20 protein-coding genes and 2 pseudogenes are annotated in these 21,768 nt (G+C 72.2%); 10 read left to right on the top strand and 12 right to left on the bottom strand.

Annotated features, from left to right (window positions below; all coding sequences use genetic code 11):
* Positions 1 to 116 precede the first annotated feature (116 nt).
* Positions 117 to 320, top strand: a pseudogene (locus ACWC1K_RS19265) (SbcC/MukB-like Walker B domain-containing protein); the annotation flags it as partial.
* Here the strand turns inward: ACWC1K_RS19265 and ACWC1K_RS19260 are convergent.
* Positions 314 to 760, bottom strand: a complete 447-nt coding sequence (locus tag ACWC1K_RS19260; protein WP_030927812.1) for an Lrp/AsnC family transcriptional regulator — start codon at positions 758 to 760, stop codon at positions 314 to 316. The pseudogene ACWC1K_RS19265 and the gene ACWC1K_RS19260 sit on opposite strands and share 7 nt — an antisense overlap.
* A gap of 126 nt (positions 761 to 886) precedes the next feature.
* Between ACWC1K_RS19260 and ACWC1K_RS19255 the strand changes: the two genes are divergently transcribed.
* The 3 genes from ACWC1K_RS19255 to ACWC1K_RS19245 all read left to right on the top strand — a co-directional run bounded on the left by ACWC1K_RS19255 (position 887) and on the right by ACWC1K_RS19245 (position 2,889).
* Positions 887 to 1,369, top strand: a complete 483-nt coding sequence (locus ACWC1K_RS19255; protein WP_450832773.1) for a rhodanese-like domain-containing protein — start codon at positions 887 to 889, stop codon at positions 1,367 to 1,369.
* 72 nt (positions 1,370 to 1,441) lie between these two features.
* Complete coding sequence (locus tag ACWC1K_RS19250) at positions 1,442 to 2,002, top strand: immunity 21 family protein (RefSeq protein ID WP_450832771.1); 561 nt, start codon at positions 1,442 to 1,444, stop codon at positions 2,000 to 2,002.
* Between the two features lie 41 nt (positions 2,003 to 2,043).
* Entirely contained in the window at positions 2,044 to 2,889 is an 846-nt protein-coding gene (locus ACWC1K_RS19245; protein ID WP_450832769.1) for an SDR family oxidoreductase, read from the top strand.
* Between the two features lie 12 nt (positions 2,890 to 2,901).
* On the opposite strand, the gene ACWC1K_RS19240 is transcribed toward ACWC1K_RS19245, so the two are convergent.
* From ACWC1K_RS19240 to pdxR, 4 genes are all read right to left on the bottom strand, one after another.
* Positions 2,902 to 4,593: a DUF885 domain-containing protein gene (locus ACWC1K_RS19240; RefSeq protein WP_450832767.1), complete on the bottom strand. Its 1,692-nt coding sequence runs from the start codon at positions 4,591 to 4,593 to the stop codon at positions 2,902 to 2,904.
* 135 nt (positions 4,594 to 4,728) lie between these two features.
* Positions 4,729 to 6,165, bottom strand: coding sequence for a GNAT family N-acetyltransferase (locus ACWC1K_RS19235; RefSeq protein WP_450832765.1), 1,437 nt, complete (start codon positions 6,163 to 6,165; stop codon positions 4,729 to 4,731).
* 195 nt (positions 6,166 to 6,360) lie between these two features.
* Positions 6,361 to 7,941 (bottom strand): alkaline phosphatase D family protein, encoded by a 1,581-nt coding sequence (locus tag ACWC1K_RS19230; protein WP_450832763.1) that lies wholly within the window; start codon positions 7,939 to 7,941, stop codon positions 6,361 to 6,363.
* Between the two features lie 172 nt (positions 7,942 to 8,113).
* A complete protein-coding gene (pdxR, locus tag ACWC1K_RS19225; RefSeq protein WP_450832762.1) occupies positions 8,114 to 9,535 on the bottom strand; it encodes a MocR-like pyridoxine biosynthesis transcription factor PdxR in 1,422 nt (473 codons plus the stop codon).
* Here pdxR and ACWC1K_RS19220 point away from each other — a divergent pair.
* Positions 9,526 to 10,371: pseudogene (locus tag ACWC1K_RS19220) on the top strand (EamA family transporter); the annotation flags it as partial. The gene pdxR and the pseudogene ACWC1K_RS19220 overlap by 10 nt on opposite strands.
* Positions 10,372 to 10,464: 93 nt before the next feature.
* Here the strand turns inward: ACWC1K_RS19220 and ACWC1K_RS19215 are convergent.
* Together ACWC1K_RS19215 and ACWC1K_RS19210 are read right to left on the bottom strand one after the other, a co-directional pair.
* Positions 10,465 to 11,295, bottom strand: coding sequence for an alpha/beta fold hydrolase (locus tag ACWC1K_RS19215; protein WP_450832761.1), 831 nt, complete (start codon positions 11,293 to 11,295; stop codon positions 10,465 to 10,467).
* 110 nt (positions 11,296 to 11,405) lie between these two features.
* A complete protein-coding gene (locus ACWC1K_RS19210) occupies positions 11,406 to 12,059 on the bottom strand; it encodes an NADPH-dependent F420 reductase (RefSeq protein ID WP_450833016.1) in 654 nt (217 codons plus the stop codon).
* A gap of 110 nt (positions 12,060 to 12,169) precedes the next feature.
* Between ACWC1K_RS19210 and ACWC1K_RS19205 the strand changes: the two genes are divergently transcribed.
* The gene (locus ACWC1K_RS19205; protein WP_450832759.1) at positions 12,170 to 13,054 is read left to right on the top strand and encodes an RNA polymerase sigma-70 factor; all 885 of its coding nucleotides are present in this window, start codon (positions 12,170 to 12,172) and stop codon (positions 13,052 to 13,054) included.
* A gap of 190 nt (positions 13,055 to 13,244) precedes the next feature.
* Positions 13,245 to 14,006: a GntR family transcriptional regulator gene (locus ACWC1K_RS19200; RefSeq protein WP_450832757.1), complete on the top strand. Its 762-nt coding sequence runs from the start codon at positions 13,245 to 13,247 to the stop codon at positions 14,004 to 14,006.
* A 69-nt stretch (positions 14,007 to 14,075) separates the two neighbouring features.
* Here the strand turns inward: ACWC1K_RS19200 and ACWC1K_RS19195 are convergent, their stop codons facing one another.
* From ACWC1K_RS19195 to ACWC1K_RS19185, 3 genes are all read right to left on the bottom strand, one after another.
* Complete coding sequence (locus ACWC1K_RS19195) at positions 14,076 to 15,233, bottom strand: ROK family transcriptional regulator (protein WP_450832755.1); 1,158 nt, start codon at positions 15,231 to 15,233, stop codon at positions 14,076 to 14,078.
* Positions 15,234 to 15,416: 183 nt separating this feature from the next.
* Positions 15,417 to 16,079 (bottom strand): response regulator, encoded by a 663-nt coding sequence (locus ACWC1K_RS19190; RefSeq protein ID WP_450832753.1) that lies wholly within the window; start codon positions 16,077 to 16,079, stop codon positions 15,417 to 15,419.
* 14 nt (positions 16,080 to 16,093) lie between these two features.
* Entirely contained in the window at positions 16,094 to 17,251 is a 1,158-nt protein-coding gene (locus ACWC1K_RS19185) for a sensor histidine kinase (protein ID WP_450832751.1), read from the bottom strand.
* Between the two features lie 108 nt (positions 17,252 to 17,359).
* Here ACWC1K_RS19185 and ACWC1K_RS19180 point away from each other — a divergent pair, with 108 nt between their 5' ends.
* Genes ACWC1K_RS19180 through ACWC1K_RS19170 form a run of 3 tightly spaced genes read left to right on the top strand, consistent with a single transcriptional unit; the run spans position 17,360 to position 19,465 of the window.
* Positions 17,360 to 18,280 carry an ABC transporter ATP-binding protein gene (locus ACWC1K_RS19180; protein WP_450832750.1) on the top strand — a complete coding sequence of 307 codons (921 nt, stop codon included), beginning with the start codon at positions 17,360 to 17,362 and terminating at the stop codon, positions 18,278 to 18,280.
* Between the two features lie 2 nt (positions 18,281 to 18,282).
* A complete protein-coding gene (locus ACWC1K_RS19175; RefSeq protein ID WP_450832749.1) occupies positions 18,283 to 19,005 on the top strand; it encodes an ABC transporter permease in 723 nt (240 codons plus the stop codon).
* A gap of 58 nt (positions 19,006 to 19,063) precedes the next feature.
* Positions 19,064 to 19,465 carry a hypothetical protein gene (locus tag ACWC1K_RS19170; protein WP_450832747.1) on the top strand — a complete coding sequence of 134 codons (402 nt, stop codon included), beginning with the start codon at positions 19,064 to 19,066 and terminating at the stop codon, positions 19,463 to 19,465.
* 3 nt (positions 19,466 to 19,468) lie between these two features.
* On the opposite strand, the gene mug is transcribed toward ACWC1K_RS19170, so the two are convergent.
* Both mug and purB read right to left on the bottom strand, forming a co-directional pair.
* On the bottom strand, positions 19,469 to 20,014 hold the full coding sequence (gene mug, locus ACWC1K_RS19165) for a G/U mismatch-specific DNA glycosylase (protein ID WP_450833014.1): 546 nt from the start codon (positions 20,012 to 20,014) through the stop codon (positions 19,469 to 19,471).
* Positions 20,011 to 21,453 (bottom strand): adenylosuccinate lyase, encoded by a 1,443-nt coding sequence (gene purB / locus ACWC1K_RS19160; RefSeq protein ID WP_450832746.1) that lies wholly within the window; start codon positions 21,451 to 21,453, stop codon positions 20,011 to 20,013. The genes mug and purB overlap by 4 nt, the downstream gene beginning before the upstream one ends.
* Positions 21,454 to 21,768: the final 315 nt, after the last annotated feature.

The following is a 21,768-nucleotide window of genomic DNA, read 5'->3' as shown; positions in this document are numbered from 1 at the left end:
GCTGTCCCCCGTTCGTCCCCCGTCATCAAAAGAAGCCCCTCGGAGATCACTCCGAGGGGCTTTCGTACCCCGTTTCACCTGTTCAGAGCTGGTGCGTCCTCGGATGCCGAACCTGTGAGCCCCTCTTCATCGACGAGGGCTTCGGCAGCCTCGACGACCAGACCCTCGACGAGGTCCTCGATGTGCTCGACTCGCTGCGCGAGCGCGACCGCAGCGTCGGCATCGTCAGCCACGTAGCCGACCTGAGACGCCGTATCCACGCCCAACTGGAGGTGGTCAAGGGGAGAACCGGCTCGGTGGTCCGCCAGCGAGGTCAGTGACCGAGGGGCCGCCGGGGCAGCGGGGACGAGTAGACGACGCTCGTGGTCACCGAGCCGAGCGCGCCGATCTTGCCCGACACCTCCTCCAGGTGACGCATCGAGCGGGCGGCGACCTTGATCACGAAGCAGTCGTCACCCGTCACATGGTGGGCCTCGAGGATCTCGGGCGTCACGGCGACCAGGTCGTGGAACGGCTTGTAGTTGCCGTTCGGATAGCGCAGCCGTACGAACGCGAGGATCGGCAGCCCCAGCCGCTCGGGGTCCACCACGGCCGCGTACCCCTGGATCACCCCCGCCTCCTCCAGGCGGCGCACCCGTTCGGTGACCGCGCTGGGCGACATGGAGACGGCGCGCGCCAGCTCGGCGAAGCTGGCCCGGCCCTCGCGCTGGAGGACGTCGAGGATGCGCCAGTCGGTGGCGTCCGGGGAAAACACGGTCATGCCGCAGGAATAGCAGGGGAATCCACGGCCGGGCAAGGGGCGGGCCGGTGATTGCCCCTTCTGGGAGGTCATCGGCAGCCGTAGATTTTCTGCCGTAGCGACAACCCGGAGAAAGCAGGCCAGATCATGAGCAGCACCGCGACCGCCCTCAACCCTGTCCTGCGCGTGGCCCCCGCGGCCCCGGCCGAGGCCGCCGCCTACTTCCGCGCGAGCCTCGTCTTCCACGCCGATGTGTCCGATGTCGCCGCCGCACTCGCCTCCGACGGCGACCCGGGTTTCGTCGTGCTGGACTCCCGCTCCACCGAGTCCTGGGACCAGGGCCACATCCCCGGTGCGGTCCACCTGCCGACCGCGCTCATCCCCGGGCAGGCCGAACAGCTCCTCGACAAGTCGGTGCCGGTGATCACGTACTGCTGGGGCCCCGCCTGCAACGGCGCCACCCGCGCCGCGCTCGCCCTCGCCGAACTCGGCTACCAGGTCAAGGAGATGCTCGGCGGCTTCGAGTACTGGGCACGCGAGGGCTTCGAGTACGAGACCTGGCAAAGCCGCGAGCGCCGACCCGCCGACCCGCTGACGGCGCCGGTGGACGCGGAGGACTGCGGCTGCTGAACCGGGCCGGGTGCGAGGCGGGACGGGGGACGCCGGATTCACGGGTTCCGCGGCCGTGTACGGTTCTGCGCCATGGTGCGATACGCGGAACCCGGTGCGCTGGAATGGGTCGAGTCGGGCGGCGGGCCGCTCATCGCGGTGCCGGAGACGGTGTTGCCGTTCTGGTCGGGCGCCGACGGCGAGGAGAGCGCCTCGGACTACGACCGGGCCTGCGAGGTCGACGGATCCGTGGGGCTGCTCCCGGTCGGCGACTCGGCCGCCCTGGTCCTGGGCGACGAACCCGCCTCCACCGCCTTCCTGCCCGAGCACGCCACCTTCATACGGTGGTGGGCGGCCAACTCCGAGGCCGAACTCCTGGCGGGTGTCCCCGCGGCCCTCGCCACGGCGGACTGGGGACACGAGGTGCGCTGGGAAGTGCCCGGCACGGTCGTGCTGTTCGACTCGGCCTGGCCCGGATCCGCAACGGAGCGGACCGACTGCCTCCGGGTCGTGCTGGAACCGGGGCGGTACGCCGTGCGCGCGGCCAATGTCCAGCCGGGACCGGAGACCTGGCTGGGCCTCGTCCAGCTGCGGCGCGTCGAGCACGGACAGCCGGGCCCGGAAGGCCGGGCACGGGCGGTCGGGCACGGATAATCCCGTGCGCCGGATCGAAGCCTTGCCCATCATGGTCGTCCATGCCCCGACTGCCGCACCCCGCCCCCGAAGACCTGCGCCGTGAGCGGCTGCCCCTGCGCGGCCGTACCGCCCTGGTGACCGGGGCCGGCAGACGCGCCGGCATCGGACATGCCGTGGCCCGGCGGCTCGCCGCGTACGGAGCGAGCGTCTATCTGCACCACCACCTCCCGCACGACACCGCCATGCCCTGGGGCGCCGACCGCACCGAGGACGTGGTCGCCTCCGTGCGCGCGGCACTCGGCGATCCCGCGGCCCGGATCCTCGCGGGACCCGGCGACCTCGCCGACCCGGCCGCCCCCGCCGAACTCATCGCCACGGCCGCCTCCGCCCTGGGCGGACGGCTCGACATCCTCGTCGCCAACCACGCCCTCAGCGGCAGCGACGGCACCCTCGACGCCATCGACGTCACGATGCTGGACGCGCACTGGGCGGTCGACACCCGCTCGGTGCTGCTCCTCGTCCAGGCCCACGCCCGGCACCGCGCCGCACTGCCGCCCCGCACCCCGGGCGGACGCGTCGTGATGATGACCTCCGGCCAGGACATCGCGGGCGGCATGCCCGGCGAGATCGCCTACGCCCTCCAGAAGGGCGCCCTCGCCTCGATCACCCGCTCCCTGTCGACGACGCTCGCCGAGCAGGCGATCACGGTGAACACCGTCAACCCCGGTCCGGTGGACACGGACTACGCGACCGGGGAGACCTACGAGGCGATCGCCTCCCGCTTCCCGTCCGGGCGTTGGGGGATGCCCGACGACCCCGCCCGCCTCATCGCGTGGCTCGCCACGGACGAGGCGGACTGGATCACCGGCCAGGTGATCGACTCGGAGGGCGGCTTCCGCCGCTGAACCGCCCGGCCGTCAGAGCTGGGCGAGCTCGTCCACCAGGTCGTCCAGGCCGAGCGAGCCCTGCGAGAGCGCGGCCATGTGCCAGGCCTTCAGGTCGAACGCGTCGCCGTGCCGCTCGCGCGCCTTCGCCCGGCCCCGCAGCCAGGCCCGCTCGCCCAGCTTGTAGCCGATCGCCTGACCGGGGATCGTCAGGTAGCGCGTCAGCTCGCTCTCCACGAAGTCCGCGGACCGGCTGCTGTGGGCGCCGAAGAACTCCTGGGCCAGCTCCGGAGTCCAGCGCTCACCGGGGTGGAAGGGGGAGTCGGCGGGGATCTCCAGCTCCAGGTGCATGCCGATGTCGACGATGACCCGGGCCGCCCGCATCATCTGTGCGTCGAGGTAACCGAGCCGCTGCTCCGCGTCCTTGAGGTAGCCGAGCTCGTCCATCAGCCGCTCCGCGTACAGCGCCCAGCCCTCGACGTTGGCGCTGACCCCGCCGATGGTGGCCTGGTAGCGGGAGAGGTCCGCGGCGACGTGCGCCCACTGCGCGAGCTGCAGATGATGACCGGGGACGCCCTCGTGGTACCAGGTCGAGACGAGGTCGTAGACCGGGAAGCGGGTCTGCCCCATCGTCGGCAGCCAGGTGCGGCCCGGACGGGAGAAGTCCTCCGTCGGGGGTGTGTAGTACGGGGCTGCCGCGCCGCCGGGCGGGGCGATGCACGACTCCACCTTCCGTACCCGCTCGGCGAGTTCGAAGTGCGTGCCGTCCAGCTCGTCGATCGCCTGGTCCATCAGGCCCTGCAGCCAGTCGCGGACCTCGTCGACCCCGTCGATGTGCTTGCCGTGCTCGTCGAGGTGCGCGAGCGCCACCCAGGGCGTCTCGGCGCCGGGCAGGATCTTCTCCGCCTCCTGCTTCATCTCGCCGAGCAGCCGGTGGAACTCGGCCCAGCCGTACGCGTACGCCTCGTCCAGGTCGAGGTCCGTGCCGTTGAAGTAGCGCGTCCAGCGCCCGTAGCGCTCACGGCCCACTGTGTTCGGCGCGCTCTCGATCGCCGGCGCGTACACGTCGCGCATCCAGTCGCGCAGTTCCGCGACGGCGGCGGTCGCCGCCCGGGCCGCCTCGTCCAGCTCCGCACGCAGGGATTCGGGGCCCGCCGAGGCGAAGTCCTCGAACCAGCCGCGGCCCTTGCCGTCCGTGTCCGACCATTCGGTGAGCTGCTCGACGAACGTGGCCGTCGGGCGCGGAGCCGCGTACAGCTTGCGCTCCAGACCGAGGGAGAGGGACTCGCGGTAACCGGCGTACGCGGCCGGCACGGCACGCAGCCGCTCGGCGATCGCCGCCCAGTCCTCCTCGGACTGGTTCGGCGTCACGGTGAACACCTCGCGCACGGAGTGCGCCGGTGTGGCCATGTTCCCGACCCGGCGCAGACCCTCCTCGGCCTCGTGCACGGCCAGTTCGGCATTGAGCCGCTCGCGCAGCAGCCGGCCGCAGCGGCGCTCGATGTCACTGTCCGCGCCGGGTTGCCGCTCGGCCTCGTCGAGCCGCGCCAGGGTCCGCCGCGCCAGTTCCGCGAGCGCCTCCTGGCCCGCGGGCGAGAGGTCGGGCAGCCTGCTCGAACTCTCCTTCACTCCGAGGTACGTTCCGGTCACCGGGTCGAGGGCGATGAGCTCGTCGACGTATGCGTCGGCGACCTCGCGAGGCAGCGGGTTAGTGGTCTGTGACATGCGGTCCATCCTCATACGAGTGGCCGCCGCGCGTCATCCGGATTGAGCGGAGGGCGTAGGACGTCCTCAGGACCTCGGTACACGGGACGGCCCGGCGTTCCCGCCGGGCCGTCCCCAGGTGGCCTGTGCCGGGAGCTAGTCCCGTGCGAGCCGCTCGCCGACCTGCTCCTGCGCCGCCTCGTACGGCAGCAGGGAACCGGCGCGGCCCGTCTGCAGGCGGGCCGTGATGACCAGGGTGCCCTCCTCGATCTGGTAGTCGAGGGGGAGACCCAGGCCGCGCATCGCCGCGACCATGCCGGTGTTGGAGGCCTGTGTCACGGCGTACACGCTCTCGCAGTTCGCCTCGGCGGCCATCGCCACCAGCCGCTCCAGCAGTTCACTGCCGACGCCGCGACGCTGCCACTTGTCCTCGATGAGCAGGGCGACCTCCGTCTCGTCGCCGTCCCACAACAGGTGGCCGAGGCCGACGAGGCGCCCCGACGTGGTCTGCACCGCGAGGGTGCGGCCGAAGCGCGGGCTGAGCAGGTGGCTCAGATAGCGGTCCGCGTCGCCGACGGGCCCGTGGTAGCGCATGCCGAGCGTCCGCGCCGAGCACCGCTCGTGCATCGCCTTCGCGGCCTCCAGGTCACGTGCGTCGGCCCGCCGTACGGTGATCTCGTTGCCCTCGGGCAGCGTCAGCACGTCCTGGCTGTGCGGCACGCGCGGACCGAGCCGGGCGTCCAGCTCCACCAGCGCCCGCGCCCGGGCGAACTCGGTCGGGGTGAACGGCAGATACGGCCGCTCCACGGTGATCACTCCGCCTTCCGGCGCCCGCAGCCGCATCACGGTGTCCTCCAGCGCCCCCTCCACGGGCACGCCTCCAGGACCGCGGCCGCCGCCGACCGGCGTGGCCGGCAGCTGGCGGATGGTGCACCGGCCCAGCAACTGCCGTAGTGCGAGCGGCAGTTCGGCCGCGTCCAGGGCGGTGCGGGCGGCCAGACCCAGGACCCGGGTGGGGGCGTCCACCAGATCGTGGGCGTCGGCCCGCTCGATCCAGGTATCGGTACCCCCGGCCAGCGAGACCACCCTGGTCAGCTCGGAGGCCATGAGCCCGCCGGGGGCCCGCAGCAGGAACTCGTCCACCGTGCCCTCGGCCAGCGGATGCGTCTGCAGGCTCAGGATGTCGACCTGCCGCCCGGCCAGCGCCGTGCACAGCGCGGCCAGCGACCCCGGTTCGTCCTTCACCGTCGTCCGCATCCGCCACAGCGCGCTCTGACCGGGCTCGGCCTCCGGCGTCGCCGACGACTCGTCGGACGGCCCGGCCTGCTGCTCCCGCGGCAGCGACCGGGCGCCGGTATCGCCGGCCGGAGGTGCATGACCGTGGCGACGTGTCCACCAGGTGTGGAACGCCGCCGTGGCGGCCAGGGTGACCGCCGAGATCACCAGCAGCGCCGGGCCGTCGGGCCCGTGCCCGACCAGGTTCGCCACGCCGTCGGCCACCGCGACGGACGTGAACAGGGCGGCGAGTTCGACGACGTCGCGCCGCCAGTGGTGTACGGGACGGCCGTGCCTCGCACGGGTCACATCAGACATTTCTCGAGTCATGCAACCACTGTGAAGGGAAGGTGTTGCGTGATCACGAACGCTTTGTGACTGATCGGTAAAGTGTCGTTATGCTCCTTTTATGGCTGCGAACATGCGTACGAAACGGTGAGCTCGCGGCTGCGGAGCGGCACCGCGCACCGGGGGATGACGCCGGTGCGCGGCCCATGGGAAAGGGTACGGGAGCTACTGGCCGACCCGGCCCGGCTGCAGCACCTGCGTGAACAGCACGGTGCCGTCGTATTCGCGCAGCCGCACCGTCAACTCGCCGCTGTCCCCGTCGATGTCGACCTCGCCGAAGAACTGGTAGCCCTGGGCCGGCGAGACGTTCGCGGTCGGTGGCGCCTTCACGAACACCCGGTCCGGGCCGAAGGTGCCGTCCAGTGCGTTGGCCGGGAAGGCGCCGGCGTTGAGCGGGCCGGAGACGAACTCCCAGAACGGCTCGAAGTCCTTGAACGCGGCCCGTGAGGGGTCGTAGTGCTGGGCGGAGGTGTGGTGCACGTCGGCCGTCAGCCACACGGTGCCGGTGATCCGGCGGTGTTTGATGAACCGCAGCAGTTCGGCGATCTGCAGCTCGCGGCCCAGCGGGGCGCCCGGGTCGCCCTGCGCGACCGCCTCGAAGTTCGGCTTGCCCTCGACCGGGTCGGGCACGACGAGTCCGAGGGGCATGTCGTTGGCGATCACCTTCCACACCGCGCGGGACCGGGCGAGTTCCCGCTTGAGCCACTCCAGCTGCTCGCGGCCGAGGATGCCGACCGGGTCCGTGGTCTGGTCGTCCGGCGAGTTGGCGTTGCGGTAGGTGCGCATGTCGAGCACGAACACGTCCAGCAGCGGGCCGTGGCTGACCTTGCGGTAGATCCGGCCGTCCGGGCGCCCGCTGAGGGTCGAGATCGGGAAGTACTCCGAGAAGGCCTGCCGGGAGCGCAGTGCCAGGTCGTCGAGCCTGGTGCCGGCCGGGTAGGGCGTGCCGGTGCCGATGACCTCGCCCGGGTACCAGTTGTTGCGGACCTCGTGGTCGTCCCACTGGATGATGTTCGGCACCTGGGCGTTGAACCGGCGCAGCGCCCGGTCGAGCAGGTTGTAGCGGAAGTTGCCCCGGTAGTCGTCCAGGGTGGTCGCGACGTGCGACTTCTCCTCGGTGGTGACATTCCGGTAGATGCTGCCGTCCGGAAGCGTGGCGGTGGCGGAGATCGGGCCGTCGGCGTAGATGTTGTCGCCGCTGCACAGGAAGAAGTCCGGGTCCACCTTCGCCATCGCGTCGAAGATGCGGTAGCCGCCGATGGACTCGTTGATGCCCCAGCCCTGCCCGGCCAGGTCGCCGGACCATACGAACCTCACGCCCTGGCGACGCTTCGACGGGGCGGTACGGAACGTGCCGGTCACCGGCTCACCGGTGCGGCGCGGGTCGTCCGGGTCGGCCAGCAGTACGCGGTAGTGGATCTGCTCCCCGGCCGGCAGCCCGCGCAGCCGGGTGGTGCCGGTGAAGTCCGAGTCCGCGCCGAGCAGCGGACCGTGCCATCTGTGCGGGTTGCGGAAGGACTCGGTCGCGGACGTCTCGACGATCATCCGGGCCGGACGGTCGGAGCGCACCCACACCAGCCCCGAGTCGCAGGTCACGTCCCCCGCCTGGACGCCCCAGCCCGCCGTGGGGCGCCCCGACAGGGCGAACGCCGGTGCCGCGCCGAGGGAGGTGGGCAGGGTCAGGGCCGCCGACGCGGCGAGGGAGCCGCGCAGGACGCTGCGACGACCAGGGAGCGAAAGGGACATGGGGGGCCTCCAGGACGGGATCCGGCCAGTGTGCGGTGCCACAACTACTCGGGCGCCGCAGCGCACACGGAAACCAGAGGTGAACAACTGACCACTGAGGCAAGGGAACTGGAGTGCGGTATCAGTGGCCCCGTCGACGCAAGGGTTGAGCCGTCTGCCGGTCAGCCGACGGTCATACGGCGGCGGCCTGGGCCATCAGCCTTACGCCGTCCCGGATTCGTGCGGGTGGCTGATGCGCGTACCCCAGAACCAGTTGCACGTCCCCGGTCTCGACGTGCCTGTGCGTGTAGTCCGCCAGCCCGCGTACGGCCACTCCGGCCGCCGTCACCCGATCGAGGAACCGCTCCAGGGGTCCGTAGCGTTCCGGCAGCCGGGCGATGACGTGCAGTCCCGCCGCGATCCCGGCGACCTGTGCGCCCGGGAAGTGCTCCTGCAACGCGGCCACGAGCGCATCACGCCGTTCGCGGTACGCCCGCTGGCAGCGGCGCAGTTGGCGGTCGTAGTCGCCGCGCTCCACGAAGCGGGCGAACAGCGCCTGGTCGAGGGTGGGATGGCCGAGGTCCATGGTGCGCTTGCGCTCGACGACGTCCCCGGCCAGCGCCTCGGGCACCAGCAGCCAGCCCAGCCGCAGGCCCGGGGCGAGGGACTTGCTGACCGAGCCCGTGTAGGCCACGTGTTCCGGGTCGAGTCCTTGCAGCGCGCCCACGGGGGCACGGTCGTAGCGGAAGTCGCCGTCGTAGTCGTCCTCCAGGACGAGCCCGTCCGCGGACCGTGCCCAGTCGAGCAGTTCGGTGCGGCGCCGCGCGGAGTACGCGATCCCGGTGGGGAACTGGTGGGAGGGCGTGGTCACGACGGCCCGTACGCCCGAGTCCCGCAGCGCTCCGACGACGATCCCCTCCTCGTCCAGGGGCAGGGGCACGGTGGTGACACCGGCCGAGGCATACAGCGCGTCGTGCTGGGGGCTGCCGGGATCCTCGACGCCGACCGTGCGCAACCCGCGCGCGTGGAGCGCGAATCCCAGCAGCGTCGTCGCCTGTGCCACCCCGGAGACGACCACGATCCGCTCCGGATCCGCGACCACACCCCGGCGGCGCGCCAGCAGCTCCGCCAGGGCGGTACGCAACTGGGGCAGCCCCCGGGGGTCGGGGTAGCCGAGGTCCTGGTGGGGCATTTCGGCCAGCACCGCGCGCTGCGCCGCGGCCCAGGCGGCGCGCGGGAACAGCGACAGATCCGGTGTGCCGGGCACGAAGTCGGCGCGTGCGCCGGGGGAGCGCGGGGCGAGGTCACGCGCGCGTGGCGGCGCCGCCCGCACCGCGCCTCCCACCCAGGTGCCCGCACCTCGCCCGCTGCGCAGATAGCCCTCCGCCGTCAGCTGCTCGTACGCCTCGGTGATCAGACCCCGCGACACCCCGAGATCGGCGGCGAGATCCCGGCTCGACGGCAGCCGGGTGCCCGGGGCGAGCCTCCCCGTGCGCACCGCCTCACGCAGCGCCGCCTGCAGCGAACGTCCACGCGTGCGTGCCGGCGCGGAGGCGGCCGGCACAAGCAGCTCCCAGGCGGGGGTGCCGGCCCGATTGGTCTCCGATGGCGTCATGGAAATGGACCTTAAACCGGACCGCGGCGCTGCCTAGCGTCGCTGCCATGAACGCCCCCACCACCCGCGGAGCCCTCCTCGCCGCGCTCGCCTGTGTCCTCGTCGGCGGGTCCTTCACCGCGAACAGCGTCCTTGGCCACTACCCGTACGCGGGCGGCCAGTTCCTGCGCTACGGCCTCGCCTGTCTGCTGCTGCTCCCGCTGACCGGGGCGGGAGCGCCGGCGCGGCTGCGGCTGCTCGCGCCCCGCCAGTGGGCCCGTCTCGCCCTGCTCGCCGCAGTCGGGATGGTCGGCTTCAACCTGGCCGTCATCGCGGCCGAACGCTCCGCGGAACCGGCGGTGCCCGGCGTCTTCGTGGGATGCGCGCCCGTGGTGGTGGCCGTCGTCGTTCCGCTCCTGGACGGCCGCCGTCCCCAACGCCGGGTCCTGCACGGGGCGTTGCTGGTCGCCTGCGGTGCCTTCACGGTCCAGGGGTGGGGGCGTACGGACGGCACGGGGATCGGCTTCTCGGCCTGCGCATTGGCCGGCGAGGTCGGTTTCGCCGTCCTCGCCGTGCCCGTTCTGCGGCCTCTGGGGCCCCGGCTGCTGTCCGCCACGGTGTGCGGCCTGGCAGCGGTCGAGTCCGCGGCGGCCGGACTCCTGGCGGACGGCACGGCGTGGCTGCGGCGCCCCCATGCCACGGAGACCGCCGCGCTGCTGTGGCAGGCGGCGGTCGTCACCGTCGTCGGCTTCGTGTGCTGGTACATGGGCATGCAGCGGCTCGGCGCCGAGCGCGCCACGCTGTTCTCCGGCCTGATCCCGGTCGCCGCCGCCTGCACGGCCCCGCTCGTCGACAAGGGGTCCTACGGGGCCGCACAGGCCGTCGGCAGTGCGCTGGTCGGCGCCGGAGTCGCCCTCGGATCGGGTGCGCTGAGCCTGAGGCGGGCCCGGTCAGCGGCTGCCGTCGAGGATGACGCGGGCGACCAGCGCCGGATCGTCGTTCATCGGGCAGTGCCCGCAGCCGGGCAGCCGCACCAGCCGGGCCCGGGGGACGATCCGCTTGGCGCGCACCCCCTGACGCCGTACGAGCAGCATGTCCCTGGTGCCCCAGGCCACGGTGACCGGGATGGTGGGGATGTCGTCGGTGAACCGGACGGCGTTGCCGGCCCGCAGGGTCGCGTCGAAGCCCGTCGCCTGTGCCAGGGCCAGCGTCTCGGCGACCACGGCCTCGGGTGAACGGCGGCCCGGGCGGGCGTAGATGGTGCTCGTCAGCATGGTGCGGCCGGCCGCCGAGCGGGACAGCCGCTCCACCAGGGGCAGCGGCAGCCGCCGGGAGATGTGCCGCATGGTGAGCAGCACGGCGAAGGCGTAGCGCCGCTCGGCCTCGGACCAGAACCCGGCCGGGGACAGGGCGGTCACGGACCGCACGAGCTGCTCGCGGCCGAGTTCCAGGGCGAGCAGACCGCCGAGCGAGTTGCCCGCCACATGCGGACGGTCGAGCTCCAGCGCCTCGCAGAACGCGCCGAAGACGGCCGTCGTCGTGGGCAGGTCGTAGGCGAGCCCGTCCGGCAGGGCCGGGGAGAGGCCGAAGCCGGGCAGATCCACGGCGATCACGTCGCGCTCGGTCGCCAGGATGTCCACCACCGGGTCCCAGGCCTGCCGGTGGTGACCGATGCCGTGCAGCAGGAGCAGCGGTTCGCCGCGGCCTACGCGCGCGTAGGAGACGGTCACGGCCTGTGGGCCGCTGGGGGTGGGGACCTTGAAGGAGACGGTGGCGGACATGGGGGTGCTCCTCGTCTGGGCTCGCCGGCGGACGCCGTGTAGACAGCTTGTCAGCAATTGCTACCGACGGGTAGCCCCTGGCGGTGGCCGACCACCCGGCCGGACGGCCTTCAATGACCCCTGCGCACCTCCAGGTTGAACTCCGCATGCCCGAGATGCCGGAAGAGATCGAGCCACAGCGGCAGCAGCATCTCCACACTGCGTGCCGACCGGATGCCGCCCAGGTCGAGCACCCGGTGCGGCGGCCACCCGAACTCCCCGAGCATGCCCCTGACCTGCTCCTTGGCCTCCGCGTCTGCACCGCACACGAAGACCTGGTGCTCGCCCGGCACCAGCGCGGGATCGACCATCACCTTGCAGTTGACCGTGTTGAGCGTCTTCACCACGCGCGCGTGCGGAAAGGCGCGCTGGATCTGCTCGCCCACGCTGTCCGACTCCACGGGGGACAGCCGCACCTCCCCGTCCTCGAACGCCATCGGGTTGGAGACGTCGACGACGACCTTCCCGTCCAGATTCGCCGCCCCGGCCGCCTCCAGCGCGGCGAGCGCCACCCGCCCGCCGACGGCGACCACCACCACCTCGGCGGACGAGGCCGCCTCGGCGAAGGTGCCGGCCCGTGCCTGTGGGCCCGCGCTGCGCGCCCACTCCAGGGCCGCGGGATTGTCCTTTGTGCGTGAGCCCAGTGTCACCTCGTGGCCCAGCTGTGCCAGCCTGCCGCCGAGCGTGCGGCCGACGTCACCCGTGCCCAGAACCGCGTACCGCATGGTCACCTCCGAAGTCCGGCCGCCGACCGCCGGCGGGCCCGCGGTCATTCTGCTCCGGGACACGCGGATTTCTCCTGGACATGCCCGGACGCGTCGCATGGGATGGGACCGTGACCACCGACACCGAGACCGACGTCTTCGAAGCGCACCGCCCCGTCCTGCTGGGGGTCGCCTACCGCATGCTCGGGCGGGTGGCCGACGCGGAGGACGTCGTCCAGGAGGCCTGGCTGCGCTGGTCCGGCGCCGACCGCAGCGAGGTGCGCGAACCGCGCGGCTACCTGGTGCGCATCACCACCCGCCTCGCCATCGACCGGCTGCGCCAGATCAAGGCGCGGGGCGAGACGTATGTCGGCCCGTGGCTGCCCGAGCCCTATGCGACCGACTTCGGGGACGCCGTCCCGGACACGGCCGAACGGGCCGTGCTCGCCGACTCCGTCTCGCTCGCCGTCCTCGTCGTCCTGGAGTCGCTGTCGCCCCTGGAGCGGGCGGTGTTCGTGCTCCGCGAGGCCTTCGGCTACCCGTACGCCGACATCGCCGTGATGCTCGACCGCGGTGAGGCGGCGGTGCGCCAGCTCGCCGGGCGGGCCCGCAAGCATGTCGAGGAGCGGCGGCCGCGCTACGAGGTCGACCCCGGCCGGCGCCGTGAACTGACCGAGCGGTTCCTCGCCGCCGCGGCGGAGGGGGACCTGGAAGGGCTCATGGCGCTGCTCGCGCCCGACGTACGGCTGGTGGGTGACAGCGGCGGCAAATCGAGGGCGCCGTTGCGGGTCCTGGAGAGCGCCGACAAGGTGGGCCGCTTCCTCGTCGGGGTCGCCCAGAAGGGCGTGCCGGACCAGTCCTTCCGGTTCATGGAGCTCAACGGCGGCCTCGCGGCCGTCGTGCTGTCGGCGGGCAAGCCGGACAGTGTCTTCCAGGTGGACGTCTTCGAGGGGCGCATCCAGTCGCTCTACATCATTCGCAACCCGGACAAGCTGCTCTCGCTGGCCTCCGCGTAGGCGCCGAGGACGGTCCCGTACGAACACCTTGTGAACCCTGTGCGGCGAGCGCCCTGTGTCGCGCCCATGGGATCGAGGATTGGTCTTGACCAAGGGTTTGGGCCGCCCTATGGTCGCAGATAAGTGCAACAACCTTTAATAAACAAGGGCGCTAAAACGCCGCCGGACCACGGCGATTGCGGAGGACAGGGTGGGGACCACGCAGTTGGAATCGGTGCCGGAACCGAAGTACTGGCATCTCAGGACCGTGCTCAGTGAGGCATTGGACTCCGAGTTCTCCGTGGGCGAGATCCTGCCCAACGAACGCGATCTGGCCGCCCGCTTCGGCGTCGCGCGCGCCACGCTCCGCCAGGCCCTGGAGCAGCTCGAACTGGAAGGCAGGCTGCAGCGCCGCCGCGGTGTCGGGACGACCGTCGCCCCGCCGCGCGTGGGCGTCGCGGTCGGCACCGAGCAGCACGCCTGGCCGGGGGCCTCCGGGGACGTCTGGCAGGCCGTCGACTGCATGCCCGCGGCCCCGCCGGCGTCCGTCGCCGCCGCGCTGGAGACGGGCCCGGAGGACACCGTGTACACGGTGCGCCGCTCCCGCGTCTCCCAGGGCCAGCCCGTCGCCGCGGAGCTGCTCTACGTCCCGGAGTCGTCGGTGCCCGAGCTCTCCGCCATAGACGCGCCGTCCGGACCGGCACGCGCGCGTGCCGTGCTGCGCGAGCTGCAGCGCCTTGAGCTGGAGGGCCGGGAGAGCGCCGTCGAGCTGGGCTCCGCCCGCGCGGACGACGCCAAGGAACTGGACCGCCTCCCCGGGGCGCCCGTCCTCGTGGTCACCACCCGCTTCCTCGCCGAGGGCCGCACCGCGGCGCTCTCCGTCGCCACCTACCGTGCGGACACCTGCCGTCTGACCTTCGGCGACTCGGGCGGCGTGGAGATCCACCAGGGGCCCGAGCGCCAGGCCTCCTGAGCCCCGGTCCCGACCGACCTGCTGTGCCCCGGAACTCTCCGGGGCACAGCGCGTTGCGGCGCCGCCGGCTCAGCGCCGTCCCGTCACCGTGCCCTCGACCGCGAACAGCTGCTCCTCCACGTGGTCCAGGGCGAGCCGCAGCGCGCCCGTCGCCACCGCCGCCTCGCCCAGCAGCGACAGCGCCACCTTCGGCGGGCGCAGGCAGTAGCGCGCCAACTCGCGGCGCAGGGGCGCAAGGACGCCGTCCAGACCGGCCGCCCAGCCGCCGACGACGACGAGTTCCGGGTCGAGCGCCAGGACCAGGGCGGCCACGTCGTGGACCAGCCGCTGGATGAAGCGGTCGACGGCCGCGCGGGCCCGCTGGTCGCCCTCGCGGGCCTGCGCGAAGACCTCGGCGACGGCCTGTTCGTCGAGGGGGTGCAGCGGCTCGTCCGTGGTGGACAGCAGCGTCTCCGGGGTCACCTCGCGGCCCAGCAGATGCAGCGCGCCGATCTCGCCGGCCGCCCCGCCGTATCCGCGGTGCAGCTGCCCGCCGATCAGCGAACCGGCTCCGGGACTCAGCCCGGCCAGCACGAACACCACGTCGTCGGACTCGGTCGCCGCGCCCTTCCAGTGCTCGGCGACGGCCGCGGCGTTGGCGTCGTTCTCGACCAGCACCGGGCACTTGAAGGACCGGCTCAGCCGCTCGCCGAGACGCAGCCCCGTCCACTCGGGCAGCGCCGCGCACAGCCGCACCGTGCCGTCGGCCTCGACGATGCCGGGGGAGGCGACCCCCACGGCCCGCAGCGAGTCGCGTGCGACCCCGGCGCGGCGCAGCAGCTCGGCCACCGCGGTGCGCAGCCGCTCCAGGCGCTCGTCGGCCGGAGCGGTCTCGTCGACGTCCTTGGCGACCGAGCCGAGCACCCGCCCGTCCAGATCGGCGAGGAGCGCGGCAACCCGGTGGGAGCCGATGTCAAGGCCCAGCAGATGCCCGGCCTCGGCCCGGAACCGGAAGCGCCGCGCAGGCCGCCCCTGACGTCGCACCTCGCTCTCGTCCGCCGCCTTCTCGACGACATAGCCCGCCTCGATGAGGCCCTCGACGACGCCCTCGACGGTCGGCCGGGACAGCCCGGTCACCCGGGTGATCTCCGTCAGTGTCGCCGCGTCCGTGGCACGCAGCGCATGCAGCACCACCGCGGAGTTGATCCTTCGCAGCAGCGAGGGATCCCCGCCGGTCAGCCGCCCCAACGTCCCGTCCTCCCAGCTCGTGCGCGTGTTGGCCGGATCGTACCGGGTCGCTCCGCCGGGTTGGGCCGCTTGGTGGTGCCGCGCTGGGGCGTCTTTTGTCTGTCGCGCCGTCGTGGCTGGTCGCGCCCCGTGGCGGAGCCGCTGATGTCACAGCCCCGCGCCCGTTTGGGGGCGCGCTGCCGTTCACCCTGGCGCCACGAAACCGGACTCGTACGCTGCGATCACCGCCTGGGTGCGGTCCCGGGCCCCCAGCTTGGCCAGTACGGCGCTGACGTGGGACTTCACCGTCTCCGTGCCGACGATCAGGCGGGTGGCGATCTCGGCGTTGGACAGGCCCCGGGCCATCAGCCGAAGCACCTCGGCCTCCCGTTCGGTCAGGCGGGCCCGCTCCATCGCTGCGCGGGCGGCGCGGTTCCCGCCACTGTCGCCGTAATCGGCGGCCAACTGCCGTACCGACGCGGGGAACAGCAGCGACTCGCCCTCGGCGACCAGGCGCACCGCGTGCACGATCTCGGCCGGACGGGCCCGCTTCAGCAGGAACCCGTCGGCGCCCGCCCGCAGTGCCTCGTACACGTACTCGTCGTTCTCGAACGTCGTCACGACGAGGATCTTCGGCGGATCGTCGACCGTCCGCAGCACCGCACGCGTGGCCTCGATGCCGTCCATCAGCGGCATCCGTACGTCCATGGCGACCACGTCCGGTCGCAGCTGCCGCACGAGTGGGATCACAGCTGCCCCGTCGGCTGCCTCCCCCACGACCTCGATGTCGGGCTGTGCCTCCAGGACGGCCCGCAGACCGGCGCGTACGAGGGGTTCGTCGTCGACGAGGAGAACGGTCACCGGCATCCGGCCAGCCTAGATCAACTCAACGGCAGCTCTACATGTACCTGCCAGTCGCCCTCGTCCGGTCCGGTTCGCGCGCGGCCGCCGAGCAGCGCCGCGCGCTCCCTTATGCCGCGCAACCCGCTGCCCCGTCCGGGCCCGGGTATGTCGGCGGTCAGCGGATTGCGCACTTCCAGGGCGAGCGCGCTGTCCGTGACGTCGACACGGACGTGCACGGGGACGGATCCCGCGTGCCGGAGCACATTGGTCAGGGCCTCCTGGAGGATGCGATAGCCCTCCCGTGAGACCGGGCCGGGTATCGACTCCAGCGCTCCGGACACCTCCATGTCGATCTTCGCGCCGGATGCGCGCGCGGACTCCAGGAGCCGGTCCGCCTCGGCCAGCGTCGGACGGCTGCTCACCGGCCGCTCCGCCTCGCGCAGCACAGCGAGCACGCGCTCCAGGTCCTCCAGGGCGGCGCGCCCGGTGTCCTCGATGGCCCCCAGGGCCCGGTCGGTGAACTCGGGGTCGCCCGCCGCGCGGGCCGCGCCCGCCTGCACGACCGCCACCGTCAGGGCATGGCCGATGGAGTCGTGCAGCTCGCGGGCGATGCGGTTGCGCTCCAGGAGCTGATCCGTGCGCTCCTCCAGGGCCGCGAGACGCTCGGCCGTGGACGGGCCCAGAAGCCGGCGGGCGATCGCGGTGATCAGCTCGCCCAGGCCGACCACGACCCCGTACAGCGCGAGCAGCGGCAACGGCACCAACAGGGCGTACACCCAGTGCGGTTGGGCCTCGCGCAGTACGGGGATGGTGGCGTCCGGTGCGTGTCCGAGCGCGACGCGGACCAGCTCGTAGACCAGCGCCGGCAGCCAGACGCAGCTCGCCGTCGCCACTGCGCCCAGCCCCATCCGCACCTCGAGCCACAGCACGGTGCGCAGCCGGTCCCGCCAGGTCGCGGACGGGTTCACGGAGATGCCCGAATCCTGCTCGCCCGGCGTCAGCAGCAGCCGCGCCTGCACGCCCTCGCCCATGCGCACGGCAGGGATGAGCCCGACCGGGACCAGGACGGCCGCAGGCACCCAGGGCGTCGACATGTCGATGAACAGCCACACGCTCACGACGAGCATCGGCACCCACAGGTGCAGCAGGCGTGTGTACGTCGTCCCCCGGAGCAACGGGCGCAGAAGGCGGGCCATTTCGTCATCGTGCCAGCCGCCACTGACAACGGACCTCCCCCGCGTGGGGGAGCCGCTCTCCACCGGCGGGGGAGGAGAACACCCCGCCCGAGCGGCGACGCTGCTGCCATGACCAGCATCGACGTCCAGAACCTCACCAAGGAGTACGGCAGCGTGCGTGCCGTGGACGACCTGACCTTCAGCGTCCGCCCCGGCCGTGTCACCGGCTTCCTCGGCCCCAACGGCGCCGGAAAGTCCACCACCATGCGGCTCGTCCTCGGCCTCGACCGGCCCACCTCCGGCTCCGCCACGATCGGTGCCCGCCCCTACGCCGCGCTGCACGAACCGCTGCGCCACGTCGGCGCCCTGCTCGACGCCCGGGCCGCGCACGGCTCCCGCACCGGCCGCGACCACCTGCGCATACTGGCGGCGAGCAACCGCATCCCGCGGCGCCGCGTCGACGAGGTGCTCGCGGAGACCGGGCTCGCATCGGTGGCGCGACGCCGCGTGAAGACGTACTCCCTCGGCATGCGCCAGCGCCTGGGCATCGCCGCCGCGCTGCTGGGCGAGCCCCAGGTGGTCATGCTCGACGAACCCTCCAACGGCCTCGACCCCGAAGGCATCATCTGGATCCGCGCCTTGCTGCGCCGGCTCGCGGGCGAGGGCCGTACGGTCCTGGTCTCCAGCCATCTCATGACCGAGACCGCGTCCTTCGCCGACCACCTCGTCGTCCTGGGACGCGGACGCCTGCTGGCCGACAGCCCGATGCGGGACTTCATCGACGCGCGCGTGCGGCCACGCGTGCGGATCCGGACGACGGACCCCACGGCACTCAAGAGCGCGCTCGCCCGGCACGGCCACGACGCCGTCGAGCACGAGGACGGGCGCTGGATCGTGGACCACGCACGCGTGGACGACATCGGTCGCCTCGCCTCCGCCGCCGGTGTGCCGCTGCTCGAACTGGCGGCGGAAGAGGGCACGTTGGAGCAGGCCTATCTGGACCTGACCGGCGCAGAAACCGAGTTCACCGCACAGCACCAGGAGGCCTGACCATGGAATGCACGCCCTTGCTCCACTCGGAGTGGCTCAAGATCCGCACACTGCGCTCGCTGCTCGGCAGTCTGGCCGCGGTCCTGCTCGCCACCGCCGCGTTCTCGGCGCTCGCCGCAAGCGACAGCGATGGAGCGGACTTCGACCCGCTGTTCTCGGTGTTCTTCGGCGTCAGTTTCGGGCAGATCGCGGCGATCGCCTTCGGTACGACCGCCGTGTCGTCCGAGTTCCGGGGCGGCGCCCTGCGCGTCACGTTGGCCGCGGTGCCGCGGCGAGGCCGGTGGTTCGTCGCCAAGGCGGTGGCGATCGCCGTGCCCGTGCTCGGGGTGGGTCTGGCGACGGGAGGAGCGAGCCTCGCTGCCGGCAGGGCGGTGCTCGGGACGAAGGCGGACGGGCTGACCTGGGGCGAGGAACTGCGGGGAGTCGTCGGCTGCGCCCTCTATCTGACGTTGATGGCGCTGCTCGCGGCAGGCCTGACAGCCGTGCTGCGCAGCGGTGTCGCCACGCTGAGCATCCTGATCCCGTTCCTGCTCATGGTGTCCTTCGTCATCGGGGACATGTCCGGTTCCGTGGCGGACGTCCTGCCGGACCGGGCGGGGCAGGTGGTGTTCCACGGGAGGTGGGACGGCGCCCTCGGCCCGTGGACCGGGCTTGCGGTGACGGGGCTTTGGACGGCGGCCGCGCTGCTCGCGGGGGCGTGGAGCCTGCGGCGGCGCGATGCCTGACGGCTGAAGGCGGATGACGCGCCGCCAATTGTCAGTGGCGGCCGCAATACTGGATCACATGGACATGGACAAGCACCTCGCCACGATCGATGCGCTGTGCACCGCGGATCTCTCCGCGGAGTACATCGGGTCGGATCTGTTCCTGGCGGGATCCGGTTACCGCATCGTGCGGTTAGTGGACGTGGACGACGTGCATGTGCTCGGAGAGTGGATCTCCCAGGTGCTGAACGCCCGTTGGGGCGAGCAGCACCACCCATGGGGCATGCCCACGCTCCGCGTGCGCATCGATCGCGGCGAGGACATACCGGAACCCTGGCTGGCGACGAGCATCCTCACGCAGCAGCTGAACCTGTGGCAGCTGCCCGGCACCGAACGCTGGATCGCCCTCGGGATCGCCGATCGGGGTGAAACCGAGGAGGCCCGCCTGCTCGCCGTTGCCTCGGACATAGACCCCGTCTGAGCTTCAGGAGCCCGCCGCCGCCTTCAAGCGCGCGAACTCCTCCACCATCGTCTCCACCGTCCAGTGCGCGTTCAGCCCGCTCGGATTCGGCAGCACCCACACCCGCGTCCGGCCGAACGTCCGCTCCTGCGGCCCCACCTGGGCCCTGCGGTCGTCGAACGCCGCCCGGTACGCGGTGACTCCCACCACCGCCAGCCAGCGCGGCCGCAGCCGTGCCACCTTCAGCGCCAGCAGCCGCCCGCCCTCGCGGTACTCCCGCGGACCGAGCTCGTCGGCCCGCGCCGTCGCCCTGGCCACGACGTTCGTGATGCCCAGCCCGTACGACAGCAACTCGCCCTGCTCCGACGGCTTCATGAGCCTGGGCGTGAAGCCCGACCGGTGCAGCACCGGCCAGAAGCGGTTGCCGGGGCGGGCGAAGTGATGTCCCGTGGCCGCCGTCATGAGGCCGGGATTTATGCCGCAAAAGAGTACAGAAAGGCCGTCCGCGACCACGTCCGGGACGAGGCGGTCGCGGGCGGCCTCCAGGTCCGCCGCGGTGAAGCGGGTCAGAGGATCGCCCCCGGCGTGTAGCCCGCCGCCTCCGGGTGCTGCTTGACGATCTCCTCGATGCGGCCGACGACGACGCCGACCTGGTCGGCTGCGGCGCCCGTGAAGGACAGCTTGTCCGCCATCAGCGCGTCCAGCTGCCCACGGTCGAGCGGGATGCGCTCGTCGGCGGCCAGCTTGTCGAGGAGCTCGTTGCGCTCCGCGCCCTGCTCGCGCATCGCGAGGGCGGAGGCGACGGCGTTCTCCTTGATGGCCTCGTGCGCCACCTCACGGCCCACTCCCGCGCGCACCGCACCCATCAGCACCTTGGTCGTGGCCAGGAAGGGAAGGTAGCGGTCCAGCTCACGGGCCACGACCGCCGGGAAGGCACCGAACTCGTCCAGCACGGTCAGGAACGTCTCCAGCAGACCGTCCAGCGCGAAGAACGCGTCCGGCAGCGCGACCCGGCGCACCACCGAGCAGGACACGTCGCCCTCGTTCCACTGGTCGCCGGCCAGCTCGCCGGTCATCGACGCATAGCCGCGCAGGATGACCATCAGGCCGTTGACGCGCTCGCAGGAGCGGGTGTTCATCTTGTGCGGCATCGCCGAGGAGCCGACCTGGCCCGGCTTGAAGCCCTCGGTCACCAGCTCGTGCCCGGCCATCAGACGGATCGTCTTCGCGAGCGAGGAAGGGGCCGCCGCCAGCTGCACCAGCGCGGTGACGACCTCGTAGTCGAGGGAGCGCGGGTAGACCTGGCCGACCGAGGTGAACGCCTGCGAGAAGCCGAGGTGCTGGGCGATCCGGTTCTCCAGGTCGGCCAGCTTGCCCGCGTCACCGCCGAGCAGATCGAGCATGTCCTGCGCCGTGCCGACCGGGCCCTTGATGCCACGCAGGGGGTAGCGGCCGAGGAGCTCCTCCACCCGGCCGTACGCGACGAGCAGCTCGTCGGCGGCGGTCGCGAAGCGCTTGCCGAGGGTGGTGGCCTGCGCCGCCACATTGTGGGAGCGGCCGGCCATGACCAGCTCGCCGTACTCGCCCGCCAGCTTGCCCAGGCGGGCCAGGACCGCCACCGTGCGGTCGCGCATCAGCTCCAGCGAGAGCCGGATCTGCAGCTGCTCGACGTTCTCGGTGAGGTCGCGGGAGGTCATGCCCTTGTGCACGTGCTCGTGCCCTGCGAGGTCGTTGAACTCCTCGATCCGCGCCTTCACGTCGTGCCGCGTGACCTTCTCGCGCTCGGCGATGGAGGCCAGGTCGACGGTGTCGAGGACCCGCTCGTAGTCGGCGATCGCCGTGTCCGGCACCTCGATGCCGAGGTCCTTCTGGGCCTTGAGTACGGCGAGCCAGAGCTGCCGCTCCAGCTTCACCTTCTGCTCGGGCGACCAGAGCGTGGCGAGCTCGGCGGAGGCGTAGCGTCCGGCGAGGACGTTCGGGATGCGGGGCTTGGCGGGAGCGGAAGTCACGTGTACGGATTCTACTGGCGATTCGTGCAGGCCAGCGCCACGGGTGCATTCGGTGGAACCTACGAATGTTCTCGCCCCCGCCGCCCCTTCCCGTCCCGACCCGGGGGGCTGCCGCCCCCAGACCCCCCTTTCGGCCTGAACGGCCTCGTCCCCAAACGCCGGACGGGCTGAAAAGATCAGACCCCGGCCGGCGAAAAATCAGCCCCTCCGCCAAAAACTCAGCCCCTCCGGCGTTTGAGGAGCGGGGGTCCGGGGGCCGGCCCCCCGGTCGGGACGGGAACTGGGGGCGCGGGGGGGACCCCCCCATCTCCGCCG

This window comes from Streptomyces sp. NPDC001492, from assembly GCF_053597275.1.
This window is presented reverse-complemented; position numbering and strand designations above follow the sequence as displayed.